Below are 19269 nucleotides of genomic sequence, written 5' to 3'. Positions count from 1 at the left end.
GCTGTCGGTTACCTAAAAACTGCAGTTACCTAGCAACAAATATAAGCTAGAAACTACTGTAAGAATGAGGAACGCGTTTGTCTTCATCCCAGCCTAATAACTCAATATTGGTCAATGACTTGCGCTTCTCGTTACACAGTGAAGCGATATTGATGATAGGCAGTTGGCTACGAAACTGCGCGGTAAGTATTACCTTTTTACTTTCACTCAGGCTGCTTCGACATTGCGCCAAAACCGCTTCAGTATCTAGTTGGTGTGCGTTCTCGATAATTTGGATATCAGCATTCTCTTGATAGCAATCTATCAACCAAGATACAGCAGGCTCTTCTATGCTGGTGAGCACGATGACATCTTTTGTTGTGACCAATTCTTTGAGTTCAGATAGTTTGAGTTCAGTTTCCATAAATACCCTCATTCAGCTGAAAATACATTAAAGTCGGTTGCCCAGTTTAGCCTGTGCCAAATGGTAACCTCTGTCTATCATCTCTTGTGAGCGATCGAACTCTAAGGTGCCACAAGCATTACGTGGGATCTCAAGCGTAATATCGGCGGGATAAGCGGCCAGCTTCTGGCGAGCAATGGTCGATTGCATCGCATCAAACGCTTGGTTGGCAATGTCGTAAGCAGCAAAATTGAAGCTCATTTTACTTTTTACACTGTTACCGAGATTATCGATAAAGTGAACAACCTTCTCATGCAGGTTACTCTCTTTTGTTGGTAGGGAAACCGGTATCACTTCCTTTTGAAGCATTTCGGGTTCACCACCTAAGTTCACAGCCAGAGTAAAGTCTGTCTTATCACTAAAGGTAGGCGCAATCGGTACGGGATTGAGCACTCCGCCATCAATCAGCACTTCACCATTAATGACATGTGGAGTGAAGAACAGTGGCAAAGAGATGGAGGCGCGAATGGCATCAAACAGAGAACCGGATTGCAGCCAAACCTCTTTTTCTTCGGCGACGTTGGCAGCAACTGCGGTATAAGGGATAGGCAGATCTTCAATTGAAATCTCGCCGATCAGCCCACGCAGTGTGTCGATGATCTTGTCCCCTTTGAACATACCACTCGACTGCCATGAAAAGTCCAACAACATCGCCATATCACCTTGATCGATACTGGTGACCCACTCTTCAAATTCATCCAACTTGCCCGCAGCGTAGACACCACCGATAAGTGCGCCAATTGAACAGCCAGAAATGGATTTTATCTGATAGCCATGCTCAATTAACCAGCGGATGACTCCAACGTGAACCAAGCCTCTTGCGCCACCACTGCCAAGTACCAATGAGATCGTTTTTGCCATCATATTAATCCTTTAGTTTTAAATTCTAGGTGGGCTAACTCGCCGATTTACCAATTCGCCGATCTCAACTCACTGAATCACTCTCAGTCCATACGGGTAATGAAGGTTTGCTCGTCATCGACAAAAGCCACGTAGTCGCCGTGATAGATAAAAACCCGACCACGCCCTTCAACGATACACGCAAGCTGTGGGTTCAAATCTTCTTCAATATCTCTACTTTGAAAAGTGCCGGTATCGGTGATCACACCGCGGAGTTTAGGCAAAAATCCATAACTGCGTTTGGCTTGATCAATCAGGCTCAACTCGCTGGCGGTAGAAAAGCAAGCTGGGATTGGGCCTGCATCTTCGATAAACATAGTTTTCAGTTCTTCAAAGGCTGTAATTACCAGCCAGTCGATGCCATTTACGTGATGGATAAACATTGTTTATAAATACCTAGTTTCTCGATAACTCTAATGCGGAGATTCTATCACTATCAAGTGCAGAACGTGGGAGAAATTAAGGGACTACAAATAACCAGACACATACTATCTACAGGGTCTAATACTCGTCGTCCGACTCTACGACTAATGTCTAACCGACTGAGTCTATTTGTTTTTTTTGGTTTGGTATAAGGTACTAACAACTAAATGTTAATGGGTTTTTGATTATAAGTTGACGCATTGTTTGCACTTCATACCGTGAGTCAACAACGTTTGTTGGAATAACACACCTAAGAGTGTGAACGAAAGGAATCAAAATGAGCACTACTTTAGAGTCCGCACATATACAAACAGAGAAGCCTCAAGCCAATGAGGATGAACTCACCTATGAACAACAACATAAACCAAGCTCAGAGTTTGAATCCCGAGAACAGTATCTAGAACACGAATTGCAAATCATGTCGCCTAAGCGCTGGCGTCCAAATTTGCCGTTTAAAGATTATCGATTTGAGATAGAAGACACCATCCCAGCGATGGCGGCGACCATTGGTAAAGTGGTTATGGTGGGCGCGATTGCAGCCACCTTTGCTGGGGCTCTCGGATTAAATGAAGACTTCATTCTAGAAAACGTTCGTTATGAACTGCTCATCGCCTCTGTTTTCATTATTATTTTCTCTGGCTTTTTATTGCCGACTGCAAACCTCGCAGGGACCCACGGCCCACTTATCCCTTTGATTCCGATTGTGGTTGCAGCAGGTGGACACCCGATGGCGTTTGGCCTGTTGATTGGCGCTTTTGGCCTCATCTTAGCCATCAGTAAAGGTGGCAGCATGTTGGCCAACCTCACCAGTAAAGGCGTGTGTGGCGGCTTATTGCTCTACCTCGGCTTTGTTGGAACCGCCTCTCAAGTGAAAAAGCTTTTCGCTTGGGCTGAAGGAATCGGTATGAGCCACATCGCGTTTGTGGTGATCTTTTGCACCATTATCTTGTACGCGCTACTGGAACACTTCCGCAAACGTTGGTTAGCAGTACCTCTTAGCTGCTTGTTGGGTGGTACGATTGCATTTGCCATGGGCGCCCCATTTGCTTTCCACACTGAGCCAGGCTTGCCCAACATGAACCCTATGTATTGGTGGGGAGAAAATACAGGTTGGATGCTAGGCCTACCGACGATTGAACACTTCATGGTGGTATTGCCGTTTGCGATTCTAGCCGTAGCGATGTGGTCACCGGATTTCTTAGGGCATCAAGTATTCCAAAAGATCAGCTACCCAGAACGTACCGAAAAAGTACACATGAACATCGACGACACCATGACCACGGCATCAATTCGTCAAACGTTCGGTTCTCTGCTTGGCGGTACTAACTTTACGTCTTCATGGGGGACTTACATCGTACCAGCGGCGATAGCTAAACGCCCTATTCCTGCTGGTGCATTGCTTACAGCTCTGTTCTGTATCATCGCCGCAGTTTGGGGTTACCCGATGGATTTAGCTATCTGGCAACCGGTACTTTGTGTCGCGCTAATTGTTGGGGTATTTGTTCCATTGCTAGAAGCTGGAATGGAAATGACGCGTGAAGGAAAAACCACACAGTCGGCAGCGATTGTTGTGTTCTCTTCAGCGCTCGTTAACCCTGCATTTGGCTGGGCTCTCACCATGCTGTTAGATAACTTAGGCTTAGTCGGTTGTAAAGAACGTAGTAGTGAACTGAGTAAAATGAGCCGCTGGGTATTGCCTGGCATTATGTTTATTGTGCTAAGTGGTGTAATGGCGCTGGTTGGCCTTCTACCGGGCATACCAGCGATTATCCCGAGTTTTCGTTAATATCAATTAATATCGATTTTTGGTCTAAACTCCTCAATGAACAACAGAATGATTTAATAAGGAAATAATCATGGGCAGTAAGATTCAAATAAAGCTAGAGAGACCACGGGTAGAGTTACTACTTGAGCGTTATAAAGAGCTGATTGGGGAAGATTATCTTGGCTATCGTAATCATGTTTATAGAACAATCACTTATGCAATGCACTTTCTAGATTATGATGAACAATTTGAAAAGTTAGTCGAAACCGCATTTGTCTATCATGATATTGGCCTGTGGACTGACCATGAACTCGCTTACCTTGAGCCATCAGAAGCAGTGGCATTAAATGACAATGAAAAGGAAAATTGGGGATTAGACCCTGATGCTCTAAAAGGCGCTATTCACTGGCATCACAAAATCACACCGTATAAAGGTCCACATGAAAAAGTTATAGAAGCTTGTCGAAAAGCGGACTGGATTGATGCATCAAAAGGAATGGTTAAAAAAGGGCTCCCTAAGTCCATGATTGCAGAAGTAGAACAAGCTTTCCCAAATCATGGATTTCATGACACTTTATTAAGATTAGCGAAAGACTACGGTGGTTCTACTTTAATTGGTGGCATTAAAGTGACTCGTGGCATCGTAAAGCTGTAATTTCGTAGTAATGGATAGGTTAGACTTCGTTATTTTTTTCTGAATCATGAGTACATTTAACCTCGCCATTTTTGTCCAATTCTGTGTTCACACCCCTACTTTCAATTCCCCCACAAACAACTAAGGCCTCGCACACGCGAGGCCTTGTTTTATCTAAGTTTCAATGAACGAGCACCGAAGCAATCTACGATGGTAAACCAAATCAACTCGAGAGCCATTCATCCAGTACTGTGATGAATTTAGGGTTAATGAGATAGCCGATGGAAGCATGCGGATTGCTTTTTCCGTTGCGAATATTGAGGTTATAAATCGGGTGGATATCTTTCATTCCGCCGGGTATCAGATCCAGTTTGACCATATCCTTAAAGTCATTTCTAATTTTGCTGTCATGAGAGATAAAGTCATCTTCTGCCGATATGTTTATCCATTGCTGAATGTTTAAAGGGTACTTCTTCTCATCTTTCAAGCGACTCCCTTTCAGCCTATCTTTTACGTTTTCATCGCCTAACGGTGACCCGAGCGTCAGCAATAAGTTGACCTTCTTGTCTGCACCATAGTCGTGTCTATACTCTCCGTAATGAGACAACTTCCACAGCACGTCATAACTGATCATCGACCCAAGGCTATGCGATACAATCATCACATCATCTTGATTATCAAGCGCTTCCTTAAGTTCAACCATTAGCCTATGCCTGACATCACTGCCAAAATAGGTATCTTCATTCCAATAATGCGCCATGTCCGGTGCGACCTTCGTTATGAGTGTCTCAGCCACACCTAGCGTTCCAAATAGCGATGAAAAAGTATCTGCTAGCGCCTCTTTCAGAAAACCAATTTTAGATACCTTGTTATACGTTGTTTTATTGAACTGGCTTGTCTTGTACTTTTTGAGTTCAGACAACGCTTGTTGTCGACTTGCAGGGTCTTCCGTTGGTTTCTCTAACAATGTGTTTGATAGTTCACCGTAATAGACAAACCGTTTATCGACATCTTTAAAAGCTTGTAATGAACTTGAGTCTCCACAATCTCGCTGCAAGCCATGTTCTATAGCCTCGTACCAGAGTGCTTGAAGGGGAGCTTTATCGGGCTTTTGAGCGCGACCATGAATGAATATGATTTTCTTAGCCATAGCAGGACGTCCTAAACACATAGTTAAAGTGATTATCAGCAGAAAGCACCTCCTAGATTCGGTCAGCCCTTGCTAATAAAAGTGGTGCTAATTACGTATCTAGGGGTGGTTGGTAGAGCATTTATATAACTATGAGGCCGTCGTTTAAGGACCATAAACGAGTGAAAGACGCGGGTATGACTCGCAAATTGAAATGAATGTATCTAGCAAAAACCTCCAACTCACAAAAAGGCCCCGCAAACGCGAAGCCTTAGTTTTATCTATAGAATGATTACAACTGCCCTACTTCACTGACTTAACCGCTTTCATTGATGTTGTGTTGAACTGCTGTCTAAGCTCCAGCCGTGAATGAAGATCAGCGCTGTCTCCTCACTCCCACTTTTGCCATACGCAATTTGCTCACCATCGTGAGATATCGCAATACCGTACTTAACCGTTAAATCATGAGCCATGGCATTAAAGCTACCAAGCGCCATGAATACCAAGAGTGTGATGTTTAGAATTAAACGTTTCATAGTGTCTCTCTACTTACTTTAGAGGGAACACAGAAAGCGCCCCTCTCAATCAATATAGTCACTATAAAGTGTGAAGCTTTAGACAGGTCAAGTGTTAAAAAATGGGGGCAACTTAAATAGAGTTAAATATCGGGTCTGTAAATCTTACGTCGTCAATGATCCAACATTAAACCCAATACATATTAACAACACAATGAAACATCAGTTAGATAAGCTATTTACATACCATTAAAACTCACCTTAGCTGAAAAAATATAAGTACATCATGTGTAACTGATCACATTGCAACATTGCCGATATCAATTACAATGCAAACTTCTTAAAAGTTAACAGAGTGTTCTTTAATGAAAATTGAAAGCGTTAGTATTCAAGGGTTTAGAAACTTTAGCGATGCAAATATTAACTTCAATAAACAAACATTGATTATAGGTAGCAATGACATAGGAAAAACTAACCTAGTCTATGCCATACGGCTTCTACTTGATAAGTCCTTATCTGAAAGAGACATCGAGCCTAGTGAAACGGATTTTCGTATTAGCGATAACGGCGAGCAATCAGATGAAATTTCGATAACTATAAAATTTTCTGACATTAAAGAAGATGCAGCGCTTTCAATTCTTAAAGAGCATGTTTCAGATAGTGAGGAGTCATATTTTGTATACAAAGCATATCGTAATACATTAGATTATAAAATATTTGTTGGTTCTACTATCGAAAATTTAGAAGCTAAGAATTCAAGATTTTATTTACGACATATAAACCTTAAGTACATTCAATCTAGTAGAAATTTAAAATCATTTATTGATAAAGAGAAGAAAAGCCTACTAAAATCAGCTCAAAATAGCAGAACTGACGTAGAAATTGAACACGATGAGAAGCTTTCAAAAAAGATATCTATTGGATTAGAAAATATTAACCAAAGAGTTAGAAAGCTTAATTACGTGAAAGATGCAACACAGTCTGTAAATAATGAATTAACGAACCTTTCTCACCACAACGCCGAATATTCGGTACATTTAGATTCTGGAGCTATAAAAGTAAATCAATTCATCGACAACTTAGAACTAGGGGCGAAGGTATCGGGTTCTAACTTGATGCTAGGAGGAGATGGGAGAAATAATCAGATCCTATTATCATTATGGAAAGCAAAAAGCGAAAGAGAAATAGTTCCCGAACATGAGGTTGTATTTTATTGCATTGAAGAACCTGAAGCTCATTTACATCCGCATCAACAGAGAAAATTAGCAAGTTACCTTTCTGATTCTCTGATTGGTCAATCGATAATTACAAGTCATTCACCTCAAATAGCGTCCAAATTTAGTCCAAACTCTATAATTAGTCTTGTCCCTACTAATAATGGTACTAAGGCTGCAAGTAGCGGTTGTTCAGAATTAATCAAAGATACTTTTGTTGGTATGGGTTATCGAATGAGTATTCTTCCTGCCGAGGCATTTTTCGCTAAATGTGTATTTTTAGTCGAAGGACCATCCGAAGTACTTTTCTATAATTCGTTAGCATCAAAAATCGGAGTTGATTTAGACTATAATAACATCTCAATATTGAGCGTAGATGGAGTCGATTTCGGAGTTTACACTCGTATATTAGATGCAATGGGCATAAAGTGGACTCTAAGAACGGATAACGACATTTCAAAAGTTCCTTATAAAGGTGAGATGTCATTAGCTGGTATTAATAGAGGTTTATCAATACTAGGATTAAACCATTATGAAAATGTACCACTGGGTACTTCTCATCAAGACACCATTACCAATGGCACATGGCAGAATGCGTCAAATATACTAAACCCAGAAGGAATATTCTTATCTAAAGTAGATTTAGAAAACGACTTATATAGTGAATTGAAGACAGATCTCGATTCCTTTGCCGATTCGGTTGGAACGGCCAATATTGTTTCATACTTACAATCAAAAAAAGCTCTTAGGATGAGTGAGTTTTTGAGAAAAGATAATATTGACTTCGATAGCCTGAGAGCGAAAAATATTGTAAAACCTCTCTTGCTTGCTGAAAAACTGGCGACGGAATAACATATGCTCACTTTCACCGATGAACAAAATGCCGCTATCGTTTTTGATGGTAGCATGGTGCTAACCGCTTGTCCTGGTAGCGGAAAAACTACAGTTATGGTCGAAAAAATAAGAAAGGAGCTAAATCAATTAGCAGACTATAAGGGTATTATTGGTATCACCTTTACTGTTAAAGCAAGTTCAGAGCTAAAGAAGAAATGCAAATCAGATGGCTTTAACACAAAGTCTAGTTTTTTTGGGACAATTGATAGTTTCTGCCTAATCGAAATAGTTTATCCATTCTTATATAGTATTCATAATAATATACCTAAAAACTTAGATACGATGTCTTATTTTGATCTAAGTGATGATGATAAACTAGGTTTACCAGATCTAAGTATTGCTGGTAACTTAATTACCATCGACAACTTTAAAGGATATTCCGAGGCTATTTACAACCTAATATCTAAAGGTATTTTGTTATTAGAAGCTAATGGTATTATCGCACTCAAAGTTCTTGAATCTTCAAAGTCATGCAGAAGATATATTAAATCTAGATATACAGCCGTATATGTAGATGAATATCAAGATTCCTCTGAATCACAACATGCATTGTTTCTCTATTTACACTCCCTAGATTTGAAGTGTATCTCTGTCGGCGATATACAACAGTCAATCTATGCATTTAGAGGAAGTAATCCAAAGTATCTAAATGACCTGATAAATAATGAAGAATTCAAAGCTCTTTCGATTACGATCAATCATAGATGCCATCCTTCTATAATTAATTATGCTAGTAGACTTTATAATGAGAAATGCCATCTATTAGATACAGATGATAATAGGGTAATTTATTGGAACTTGGATGGCACCCCAGCACAGTGTGCAATTACAGTTAATAACTCTATAGAAAAATTGATTGAAAATAACAAAAGTTTGGTTCTCAAGGATATTGCAGTTCTAGTCAGAAATAACTCATCTTTAGATGTAATAAAGAATAACTTCAACTTGCCTTTGCGTATCTACGAGGATGTTACTCTAGAAAAAATTAACTCAACACCTGCGATAATTGCCAACTCATTACTTAGATTCTACTTTGATCATTCTTCTCTGATTACTGATGTTATGAATACAATACTGAAGAATATTAATGAAAATGACATTAATTTTCCCCTAATTTCAAATAAAATAAGAGACTGTCGAAAAGAGGTTCCTAATAATATTATCCAATATATAAACAGCTTATTTCACCTTCTAAGAATACAGCCATTAAGTAATATTGAAGAAAGGGAAGTATCAAAAATTCTAACTGATGATTACTTGATGAAACAGTACAAACCTATTGATGATAATGAAGTTCAAGTTATGACTCTTCATAAAGCTAAAGGCTTAGAGTTTAAAGTTGTCTACCACTTGGACTTATACGACTGGGTTATGCCAAAAAGAGTTTTCATTAAAGGTAATTATGATGTTATCTATGAAAACTATGAACAGTGCTTAAATTTACATTATGTCGGTATAACTAGAGCTATAGAGTGGTGTGTTTTAGTTACAAGTAACTTACGATTTGGGTATCAGGGCAAAGTTGTTAATGGACAACCCTCTCAGTTTATCTCGTTACCAACATTAGCAAATCTAAGAAGATAGCTTATTTACTTCGATAAATAATCTTCACGAGTAGTTGTGTTGAGCATTCTTCTTTAAGAGTTACAATTAAACTGGTCGCGTGGTTGACTTGATTTTTTCAGCTATGAATTACCCCTACTTCTTAGGCTACAAAAAAGGCCTCGCAATTGCGAGGCCTTTGGTTTTCTATCTATCAGAAGAGATTAGTCGCGAAGTGCTGCGCCGAATTTCTCTGAGATTGAAGCTACGATAGCATCTACTGAACCAGCGATGTCTGCATCTTCTAGTGTGCGCTCTACAGACTGTAGGCTAAGTGCGATAGCTAGGCTCTTCTTACCTTCTTCAACGCCTTGACCAACGTATACGTCGAACAGTTTAGCGCCTGTTAGGAATTCGCCACCAGCAGCGATACACGCTTCTACGATGTCGCCAGAAGCTACTGCTTCGTCAACAACTACTGCGATATCACGACGGTTTGCAGGGAACTTAGATACGGCTACTGCTTCTGGAAGCACGCGAGTGTTGATAGCTGCCCATTCGATTTCGAATACGATAGTACGCCCGTTAAGACCAAACTTACGCTCTAGTTCTGGGTGAACAGTACCAATGATACCCACTTCTTTACCGTCTACTACGATAGCCGCAGTTTGACCTGGGTGAAGTGCTGGGTGCTTCGCTGCTTTGAAGCTGTATGCGATTTCGTTTGCTGAAAGCTCAAGAACTGCTTCTAGGTCACCTTTAAGATCGAAGAAATCTACAGTGTTCGTTGCCATGTCCCAGTGCTCTTCGCCACGAGTACCAGAGATAACGCCCGCAAGCATCATTTCTTGGCGCATGCCGTTTTCAGCCGTTGCTTCAGGGATGAAACGTAGGCCTGATTCGAATAGACGAACGCGAGACTGTTGACGCTTCTGGTTGTGAACAACTGTGTTTAGTAGACCTTGGATTAGGCCAAGACGCATTGCTGACATGTCCGCAGAGATTGGGAATGGCAGGATTAGCGGCTCAACACCAGGTACAACAAGTTTTTGCTGCTCTGGTTCTACGAAGCTGTATGTGATTGCTTCGTGGTAGCCACGGTCTACAAGAAGGTCACGAACGCGCTTAAGCGGTTGGTCAGCTTCTTTGTGGTCATTCATTTTAAGTGCCGCTTTAGGCGCTTGGTTTGGAATGTTATCGTAACCGTAGATACGACCTACTTCTTCAATTAGGTCTTGCTCGATTGCGATATCAAAACGCCAAGATGGAGACGTTGCCGTCCAGCCAGCGTCTGTCGTTTCAACGTTACAACCTAGGCGAGTAAGAATTTCCACTACGTCTGTAGATGGGATTTCGTGACCTAGTAGGCTATCTAGCTTAGCGCGACGTAGAGCAACTACGTTTGCTTTAGGAAGATCAGCTTCAGATTCGCTGCCGTTTACTGGCGCAACTTCACCACCACAGATTTCAACTAGAAGCTGTGTTGCACGCTCCATTGCTGCTGCTTGAAGTGTTGAATCAACACCACGTTCGAAACGTAGAGAAGAATCAGTGTGAAGGCCGTAAGCACGTGCGCGACCACGGATGTGATCCGGTGCGAAGAATGCTGCTTCAAAAAGTACGTCTGTCGTTTCAGTAGTAACACCTGAATCTTGACCGCCAAAGATACCAGCGATTGCTAGTGCTTTGTTTTGGTCAGCGATAACAAGCGTGTTGCTGTTTAGTTCAGCTTCGTTGCCATCTAGAAGTGTTAGCTTTTCGCCCTGCTCTGCTAGACGAACCACGATACCGCCTTCGATCTTAGCGAGATCAAATGCGTGCATTGGTTGGCCTTGCTCTAGCATCACGTAGTTTGTGATGTCTACAACTGGGTCGATTGAACGGATACCACAACGGCGCAGTTTTTCTTGCATCCAGATTGGAGTGTCCGCTTTCACGTTTACGTTCTTAACCACACGGCCAAGGTAACGTGGACAAGCATCAGCTGCTTTGATTTCAACAGATACTGTGTCTTCAATGCTTGTTGCAACAGTTTCAACTGTTGGCTCTGTAACGTCTGCGCGGTTTAGTACGCCAACTTCACGAGCAAGGCCACGGATGCTGAAGCAGTCTGCGCGGTTTGCTGTTAGGTCTACGTCGATAGTTACGTCGTTAAGCTCAAGAAGCTCACGTACGTCCATGCCTAGCGTTGTGCCTTCTGGTAGCTCAAGGATGCCGTCAGACTCTACGTCGATACCTAGCTCAGAGAAAGAACAAAGCATGCCGTGCGATGGAACGCCACGTAGTTTTGCTTTCTTGATTTTGAAGTTACCAGGCAGTACTGCGCCAACTGTTGCTACTGCTACAGTTAGGCCAAGACGACAGTTAGATGCACCACATACGATGTCTAACAGCTCTTCTTCGCCGATATCAATTTTAGTTACTTGTAGTTTGTCTGCGTCTGGGTGCTGACCGCACTCAACCACTTTACCTACTTTAACGCCGGTGAATTCACCAGCAACAGGTTCTACATCGTCAACTTCCAAACCAGCCATAGTGATTTGGTGAGCTAGCTCTTCGCTGTTAATTGCAGGTTTAACCCACTCGCGTAGCCAAGATTCACTGAATTTCATAGTTTCGACTGCCCCGGATTACTTGAATTGTTTAAGGAAACGAAGGTCGTTCTCGAAGAACGCACGAAGGTCATTTACGCCGTAACGAAGCATCGTTAGACGCTCTACACCCATACCGAATGCAAAACCAGAGTATTTCTCAGGGTCGATGCCAACAGAGCGAAGTACGTTAGGGTGAACCATGCCACAGCCTAGAACTTCTAGCCATTTGCCATCTTTACGTTTCACGTCAACTTCAGCTGAAGGCTCTGTGAACGGGAAGAATGAAGGACGGAAACGCACTTCAACTTCTTCTTCAAAGAAGTTACAAAGGAAATCGTTAAGAATGCCTTTAAGTTGTGCGAAGTTTACGTTCTCATCAACTAACATACCTTCCACTTGGTGGAACATTGGTGTGTGAGTTTGATCGTAGTCGTTACGGTAAACACGACCCGGAGCAATGAAGCGGAATGGCGGTTTGCCGTTTTCCATCGTACGGATTTGAACACCAGAAGTGTGCGTACGTAGCATTAGATCAGGGTTGAAGAAGAAAGTATCGTGATCAGTACGAGCTGGGTGATCGTCTGCGATGTTTAGTGCATCAAAGTTGTGGAATGCATCTTCGATCTCAGGGCCAGACTCAGTGCTAAAGCCAAGCTCACCAAAGAACTGTTCGATACGCTCAACAGTGCGAGTAACTGGGTGAAGACCACCGTTCTCAATGCGACGACCAGGTAGGCTCACATCGATAGTTTCTTCAGCTAGTTTCGCTTCAAGCTCTGCACGTTGTAGTGCGTCTTTGCGAGCTGCGATCGCTTGTTGAACAGCACCTTTCGCTTTGTTGATCTCTTGACCAGCAGTGCGACGCTCTTCAGGTGGAAGTTTACCTAGGCTTTGTAGTTGAAGAGTTAGTTCACCCTTCTTACCTAAATACTGAACTCGCACTTCATCAAGTGCGACTAACGAATCTGCTGTATCAATAGCAGTCGTTGCATTAGCAATGATCTCTTCTAGATGTTGCATCATTTCCTCATCTACCAGTTGGTAGTGTCCGTATCGGATGATTAGTTTTTTTAGATAGCTACACATAGTAATCAAACACGCAACCAATGCCAAATTGAATCGCTAAAAGAACAAGTTATTGCCTAAAAACACGGCAAATTTAACAGGATATTAATGAGGAGTAGGAAGAAGTGGAACAATTACAGGTTCCACTTCTTAATTTGGAAATGACCTGAAGGCTAGATCTGAATAGAACAAACGCTGTTCTTCCCTGCGTTTTTTGCTAAATAGACGGACTCATCCGCCGCTTTAATCAATTCGTTCATGGTTTCGAATTCTTGGGTCATTTCAGCGACACCGACACTAATACTGCCAATCCAAACTTGATGACTGGTTTCAACCTCTAATTCAGACACTTTCTGTCGAGCGGTTTCCGCGATGTACATCCCACCTTTAAGGTCGGTGTTTGGGCAAATAACCAAGAACTCATCGCCACCTAACCGGCAAACAATATCATCATTACGGAACGTGTTTTTCAGTTCACGCGAGAGGGTTTGTAGCACCAAGTCGCCTGCATCATGGCCGCTGGTGTCATTAATGCGCTTGAAGTGGTCGGCATCAATCATAATACACACTAAAGGCATGCCCAGTTCTTTGGAGTCTTGCCAATGCAGCGCTAACTGTTTAAAAGCACTACGACGGTTATGCAAATTAGTAAGAGAGTCGGTTAATGACAGTTCTTCAAGTCTCTTATTCGCTCGTTTTAATTCTGCCGTACGTTCCTCAACTTTATCTTCGAGTAACTGGCTGAAGCGTAACAACTGTTTGTTTCGTTCAGAGACTTGTTCAAACAGGCCGTTAAGCGCAGCCAACAGCGGGACAGTCGCAGAATCTTGCTGCTTTTCTTCCGCTTCAAAGGCTTGCAGAGGTGTCGCGCCCTCTTCTATCGCGGTCATTTGTCGCGCCATGTTTTGGTCGATGCCGAGGATGTGGTAAGCAAGCCAGTGGATCAAGAAATCAAGTAACTGCCGTGCTGACGACTGATCTTCTTCCATGATGAAAGCTTGCATACTGTAGATATCTTGCATAAATACACGATGCACTTTGATATGCTCTTCAATGTGTCGCTCATACACACCGCAATCTCTCATCAAAGATTCTTCTTCTTTAAAGTGAAATTCGGCATAGCATGTGAGATCGAGTAAAGCGACGTTTATGTTGTCGATAGAGATAGTGTTCTCTGACAACAGATTTCCGTAGTGGTTGATAATACCAACAAGATATTGATGCTGTTCATCTACAACACCAATGCCTGTTTCAAAGTTTTTATCCCAATTAAATGAATTCATAGATCCCTTAAGGCCGATACCACCAGCACGATTTACATGCATATTCGGAGGTTATAGATACTGAAAAAATATAACCATTTTACCTGTAGGTTTATTCGATTGTTTGATCCACTTTATAAAAAGACGACTTTGAACATTCTAAATATGGCTCATCTTAAATTTGAGACGTCCCCCCCAAACAGGAACGCCCCACGAAGCTAACATTAGAAATAATATTCCAACGCCATCTCAACAAAGTCATCCTTGCGTGCGAAGAACAACAAGTCCTCTGGGGTTTCGTTCTCAAACAACCAAGCATTCAGTCGCCACTTGAGATTGTTGTTAATACGGCTCGATGCCTCTAGCTTCGCACTGTAGACATCACTGTTATCTAAGTCTTGAGTGATACCAGTAAGCACTTCGGTGCCGTCTTCATCGTTCAAAGCGAAACGTGCCCCAAGGAACACATCATTTTGGCCGATGGTTTGGGCATTGTTGCCTCGGCTGTCATACAGGTATTCAGCGATGAAGCCGATGTCCCAGTACGATTCAAGCGCCCCTACCCAAGTGTATTCAAAGCCTGTCGCCACGCCGGTATGGTTGTCGTAGCTGTCGCGATAAATGCTTTCCAGCTTCCATAACCAGTCGCCGATAATGCCTTGAACATCCAATCCGAAGTGTTGCATTTGGGCGTAGTATGGCTTGAGTTGATTGCCTTCCACACGGTAATAAGGGTCGCGGTTTGTGCCGCCTAAGTAGCTTAAACCGACATCCCAATCACCGTACATTTGGCTGTAACGCAATACCACATCAACGTGTTTTTCTTCTCGTGAAGATTCGTAAAGCGCATCGTCCGATACTGGCAGGGTTGGCCTTAATCGACCGTCTTCGCCTGCGAAGGTACGCTCACGAAAATACGGCAGTAACATGGCGTCTATGGTGCCCCACTCTTTTATCGAGGTGAAGTGCACCATAGGCTGACCTAACTTGGATTCGCCATCGACCGATTCAATGGCATCGGTCTGGTTTACCACATCAACTAAATGCGCCGATTCGGTTACGCCCCAAAATACCTTTCCAACACCCGCTCGCAGTTCGTAATCATCCCAATAGGTTAGGTATAAGGCTTCTCGAATGTCTCCATGAGTTCGCTCATCGTCTTGACTATCTAGGCGATAAAACGGCGTGAAGGTAAAGCTGCCATTGCCCTCTTCTTGTTCCCAGTATAACTCTGGCTGTAATACCAGTGAGCTTTGTCCTTTATCCTGCCCTTGCAAACCGTCACTAAAAAACTGCCTATGTTCAATATTAACCTGCCCTGCGAGATCCGGACTAAAGCCGGCAGCTACGCATGGCAACGACACCTGCATAAGCCCGACGGTCGCTGCCAAGGTTAAGGATAACTGGGTTCCTGTTGCCACAATCCTTTTCATATTCTTGCCTTATTTCGCACGTTTTAGTGTGTTTTTTTGAAAGTCCTTGTCTTTAAGACCCGTCTGGAACGCCAAATCTGTTGTGGTTAATACGGTGCTCTTGCCTGTTTGATGGTTCTGCATCGCCATGGTGTGAGCGCGCCAGTATTGGTTTAGGTACTGTTTGTAATCTTGGAACGACAAGGTTTTCAGCAGTGCGCCTTTACGGTCATAAAACTCAACTTGAATTGGGCGGTAGTATTGTTGGTCTAGCCATACTTTCTGCATGGTGTAACCAGAGTTTTTGTCAGTCGGTACTTGCTCTAAAACAAAGGTGTCTACGCCTTCCAGCTTCGCGTCTTCAATGTAGTTAAAGGTGTACTTTTCTAGCTCGAATGAGCTTAAGTCTTCGTAAGCAAATTCACTGCCCATAAACGGGCCTGATTTGTTGCGTGAAGAGATGCGTTTTACACGTTTTAATGCAGGCAGATACAACCATTGGTCATCGGATTTGGTGATGTGTGAATGGTTTAAAAAAGCCGTGCCTTTTACGTCGCGCGGTTCATCAAAAATAGTTAAGCCTTTGTCGCCATCGTCATCGACTTCTAATGATTTCAATCGCATTAGTCTTGTGCTGCTTTCGCCTTGTTTGTTGCGAAGTAGCATTTCCATGGTCGCGACAGAGTCGCCCCACCCGACATCAACGGCTTTACGTTGCTCGGCAATTTCTAAGCCTTTCGCTGGGTCTGCTAACGCTGGGAAAGCGGCGAATGTGCTCAGTGTGAATAATGTAGTAACGAGTGATTGTTTAACGCTTTTCATAAATTTCTCCTTGAGTCAGCCCACCGCAGCAGGCTGACGATTCCTTATTTGATCGATGTAGTCAGTTCGGCTGTTGGATTAGTCTGTGACTGAGTGTCATGCTTGTTTGAGTAGTGAGTTTGTTTGTCGAAGATCATCAGTAAGCTTGGTAGCAAGATGAAGTCGACCACCAGCGCAATGAAAATCACTATCGCGCTGAGTAAACCCATATCGGAATTGAGTCTGAAGCTCGACATCGCCAGTACTGAGAAACCAGCCACAAGCACGACTGTGGTGATCCACAATGCGCGGCCGACTGTGTGGAAGGCGTATCGAACCGCTTCTTCCGCTGATTTCCCTTCTAATCGTGCGCGCTGGTATTTACTTAAGAAGTGCACCGCGTCATCGACCACGATACCCAGAGTGAGCGTCACCACGACTGACAAACCAAGGTTGATTTCACCAGAGATAAGCGCCCATAAACCAAAGCCAATAATCGCAGGCGCAATGTTTGGTACTAGGCTGATCATGCCTAAGCGAACCGAGCGCAATGCAAAGATCATCAAGCCAGAGATAAGCACTAAGGTAATAGGTAGAGTCGAGAGCATGCTCGCCATGTTGGTTTCGCCAATGTGAGCAAACATCAACGATGGACTGGACGCGACTACTTCATACTGAGGTGCATTAGCTGCAAACCATGAGTAGATGCGCTCTTCGAGTTCCACTAGCTCGACACTGCCGAGGTTGTCGACGGTGAGTACCATTTTGATCGATGACTTATCGACGTTGATCTGGTTGTTTAAGTCCAGGCCATACGGCAGAGACATCTCATAAAGCAGCAGATATTGCGCGGCAAGTTCACGGTTAAGCGGTAATTGGTAATAACTGTCGTCATCGCCATGCATGTTCTTATTCAAACGCATGTAAACATCTGAAAGCGTTGCCACATGGTCAGTTTCTGGTTGAACGCGTAGCCACTCAGTAAAGTCGCCAATCGCTTGCAAGAACACAGGATCGGCAATCGCTTGAGACTCGTTGGTTTTCACTGCGATACTGAGGGTTGTCATGCCGCTTACGGTCTCTTCCATGAAGTCAGCCGCTTGTCTGAATTCACTTGAGGTATCGAAATATTTCACCGATTCATCGTTGACTTTGTTGAGCGGAATTAACGCGGCAGCGCCAACAATCACTAGCGTAGAAATCGGCAGCAGTGCTTTACGGTTAGTTACGACAAAATCGCCCAGCTTATCCATGAAGGTGACTTTGTCTGCCGCCTTAGGGTTGGCAGGTAGACGTTTGACTGGCAGCAGTTTTAGCAACGCTGGCAACATAGTCACAGACAAGAAGCACGCAATAAGTACACCCAGTGCCGATAAGTTACCGAAATCACGCAGCACTGGTGAGTCCGACATGTTCATCATCAGGAAACCAATCGCAGTGGTCACCGAGGTGATCAGAATCGGCATCGCATTGAGCTTGATGCTGTATTGAATGGCTTGTGCTTTCTCCATACCGCGCTGCATCGCTTGTCTCATGGTCACAATCACGTGAACACAATCGGCCACCGCCAAAGTTAAAACCAAGGTTGGCACATTCACGGTTGCGGTACTCAAGAACATCCCTGCCCAACCAGACAATCCCATGGTGGCAACAATCGAAGAGATGATCACAATGAGCGTCGCCACCACACTAAAGAACGAGCGCAGCATAAAGGTCAGGAACACCAGTACCACCAACAGCATCAAGGGAACGAGCGTTGAGCTGTCTTGTTGAGCCGAAGTCATAAATGCGTTGTTCATGGCTATGATGCCCGCTTTATGGAATTCGACATTAGGATACTGAGCTTGGTACTTGCCGATCATGGTATTGATTGCCGCAATCACCTCTTGCACTTCTGCGGTTTTGTCCACTTCTGGCAGTTGCACGGTGACGTTCACAATCGTCACATCGCCAGAGGCCGACACCAAGGCATTCTTAAGCAACGGCTCGTTAAGGGCGATCTGTTTTACTTTGGCGATGCGTTCTGGTGTGTGTTCGTACTCTTCATACAGCAAGTCTTCTACCAAAAGATCATCTTCAATGGCTTCGGTGTGCTGATAATTAGCAAGGGAATCGACACGGCTTGAATACGGGATCTGCCACGCATCAACCGTGAGATTTTGAATCAGGGTGAGAGTTTCAGGGGTGAAGACATTGCCATCTTCAGGTGCGACAACAATCGCAAGGTTGTCGGTTTTTGCAAAGGTGGTTTGGATTTCATCGAACGCCATCAACTGCTTGTTGGTGCCTTCGAAGAAGATGTTGTAGTCCCCTCTAAAGTAGAGGTTCTTAGCCCCTAATGCAGAGAGAATGATGATTGAAAACACCACCAGCAGAACGATAAACGAACGCTTGGTAGGTATTGAGTGCCAACTGTTTAGATCTGTGTTTGCGCTATCAGCATTAGGGTTATCTCGGTTTTGCTGATCGAACGTGGGCTTCTGGCTGTCATGTTTCATCACAGTCTCCATTTGTGACGATTCGTCATATTTGTGTCATAAAAAGCCAGCCGAAGCTGACAAAAGACACAATGCTTAGTCAAACACTCAAGAAAACAGCAACCACAGTCGGTCAGTCTCAAGTTTGTGACGAATCGTCAAAAATGGTTATTAATAAACCCACATGTGTGGGCTTAACG

The 19269-nt window shown here is 43.3% G+C and carries 15 protein-coding genes; 4 read left to right on the top strand and 11 right to left on the bottom strand.

Translation table 11 applies throughout. From position 1 onward, the window contains the following. Positions 1-46: 46 nt before the first annotated feature. From AB6E30_RS17410 to AB6E30_RS17400, 3 genes are all read right to left on the bottom strand, one after another. Positions 47-415: a hypothetical protein gene (locus AB6E30_RS17410; protein ID WP_372104618.1), complete on the bottom strand. Its 369-nt coding sequence runs from the start codon at positions 413-415 to the stop codon at positions 47-49. A gap of 15 nt (positions 416-430) precedes the next feature. Beyond that, positions 431-1303 (bottom strand): patatin-like phospholipase family protein, encoded by an 873-nt coding sequence (locus AB6E30_RS17405; protein ID WP_102321478.1) that lies wholly within the window; start codon positions 1301-1303, stop codon positions 431-433. Positions 1304-1386: 83 nt separating this feature from the next. Further along, on the bottom strand, positions 1387-1725 hold the full coding sequence (locus tag AB6E30_RS17400) for a hypothetical protein (protein ID WP_017059071.1): 339 nt from the start codon (positions 1723-1725) through the stop codon (positions 1387-1389). A gap of 317 nt (positions 1726-2042) precedes the next feature. On the opposite strand from AB6E30_RS17400, the gene AB6E30_RS17395 reads away from it, so the two are divergent. After that, the gene (locus AB6E30_RS17395; RefSeq protein WP_102321477.1) at positions 2043-3551 is read left to right on the top strand and encodes a DUF3360 domain-containing protein; all 1509 of its coding nucleotides are present in this window, start codon (positions 2043-2045) and stop codon (positions 3549-3551) included. 70 nt (positions 3552-3621) lie between these two features. Next, positions 3622-4185, top strand: a complete 564-nt coding sequence (locus AB6E30_RS17390; protein WP_050645430.1) for a hypothetical protein — start codon at positions 3622-3624, stop codon at positions 4183-4185. A 202-nt stretch (positions 4186-4387) separates the two neighbouring features. Here the strand turns inward: AB6E30_RS17390 and AB6E30_RS17385 are convergent, their stop codons facing one another. Together AB6E30_RS17385 and AB6E30_RS17380 are read right to left on the bottom strand one after the other, a co-directional pair. After that, entirely contained in the window at positions 4388-5314 is a 927-nt protein-coding gene (locus tag AB6E30_RS17385) for a hypothetical protein (protein ID WP_372104615.1), read from the bottom strand. 305 nt (positions 5315-5619) lie between these two features. Beyond that, positions 5620-5829, bottom strand: a complete 210-nt coding sequence (locus AB6E30_RS17380) for a hypothetical protein (protein WP_372104613.1) — start codon at positions 5827-5829, stop codon at positions 5620-5622. A gap of 344 nt (positions 5830-6173) precedes the next feature. Here AB6E30_RS17380 and AB6E30_RS17375 point away from each other — a divergent pair, with 344 nt between their 5' ends. Beyond that, positions 6174-7874, top strand: a complete 1701-nt coding sequence (locus tag AB6E30_RS17375) for an ATP-dependent endonuclease (RefSeq protein ID WP_372104610.1) — start codon at positions 6174-6176, stop codon at positions 7872-7874. Between the two features lie 3 nt (positions 7875-7877). Continuing rightward, positions 7878-9500 (top strand): UvrD-helicase domain-containing protein, encoded by a 1623-nt coding sequence (locus AB6E30_RS17370; RefSeq protein WP_372104607.1) that lies wholly within the window; start codon positions 7878-7880, stop codon positions 9498-9500. Between the two features lie 182 nt (positions 9501-9682). Here the strand turns inward: AB6E30_RS17370 and pheT are convergent, their stop codons facing one another. The 6 genes from pheT to AB6E30_RS17340 form a co-directional block, all read right to left on the bottom strand. Then, entirely contained in the window at positions 9683-12070 is a 2388-nt protein-coding gene (gene pheT, locus AB6E30_RS17365; RefSeq protein ID WP_372104604.1) for a phenylalanine--tRNA ligase subunit beta, read from the bottom strand. Between the two features lie 18 nt (positions 12071-12088). Next, on the bottom strand, positions 12089-13072 hold the full coding sequence (gene pheS / locus AB6E30_RS17360; RefSeq protein WP_004734764.1) for a phenylalanine--tRNA ligase subunit alpha: 984 nt from the start codon (positions 13070-13072) through the stop codon (positions 12089-12091). Between the two features lie 218 nt (positions 13073-13290). Continuing rightward, on the bottom strand, positions 13291-14400 hold the full coding sequence (locus AB6E30_RS17355) for a GGDEF domain-containing protein (RefSeq protein WP_372104602.1): 1110 nt from the start codon (positions 14398-14400) through the stop codon (positions 13291-13293). A 203-nt stretch (positions 14401-14603) separates the two neighbouring features. Next, positions 14604-15812: a hypothetical protein gene (locus AB6E30_RS17350; protein ID WP_372104599.1), complete on the bottom strand. Its 1209-nt coding sequence runs from the start codon at positions 15810-15812 to the stop codon at positions 14604-14606. A gap of 9 nt (positions 15813-15821) precedes the next feature. Further along, complete coding sequence (locus AB6E30_RS17345) at positions 15822-16613, bottom strand: outer membrane lipoprotein-sorting protein (RefSeq protein WP_372104596.1); 792 nt, start codon at positions 16611-16613, stop codon at positions 15822-15824. Positions 16614-16657: 44 nt separating this feature from the next. Continuing rightward, a complete protein-coding gene (locus AB6E30_RS17340; protein WP_372104593.1) occupies positions 16658-19102 on the bottom strand; it encodes an RND family transporter in 2445 nt (814 codons plus the stop codon). Positions 19103-19269 lie beyond the last annotated feature (167 nt).

The sequence above is a fragment of the Vibrio sp. 10N.247.311.12 genome, from assembly GCF_041467515.1.
Taxonomy (GTDB): Bacteria; Pseudomonadota; Gammaproteobacteria; order Enterobacterales; family Vibrionaceae; genus Vibrio; species Vibrio crassostreae_C.
This window is presented reverse-complemented; position numbering and strand designations above follow the sequence as displayed.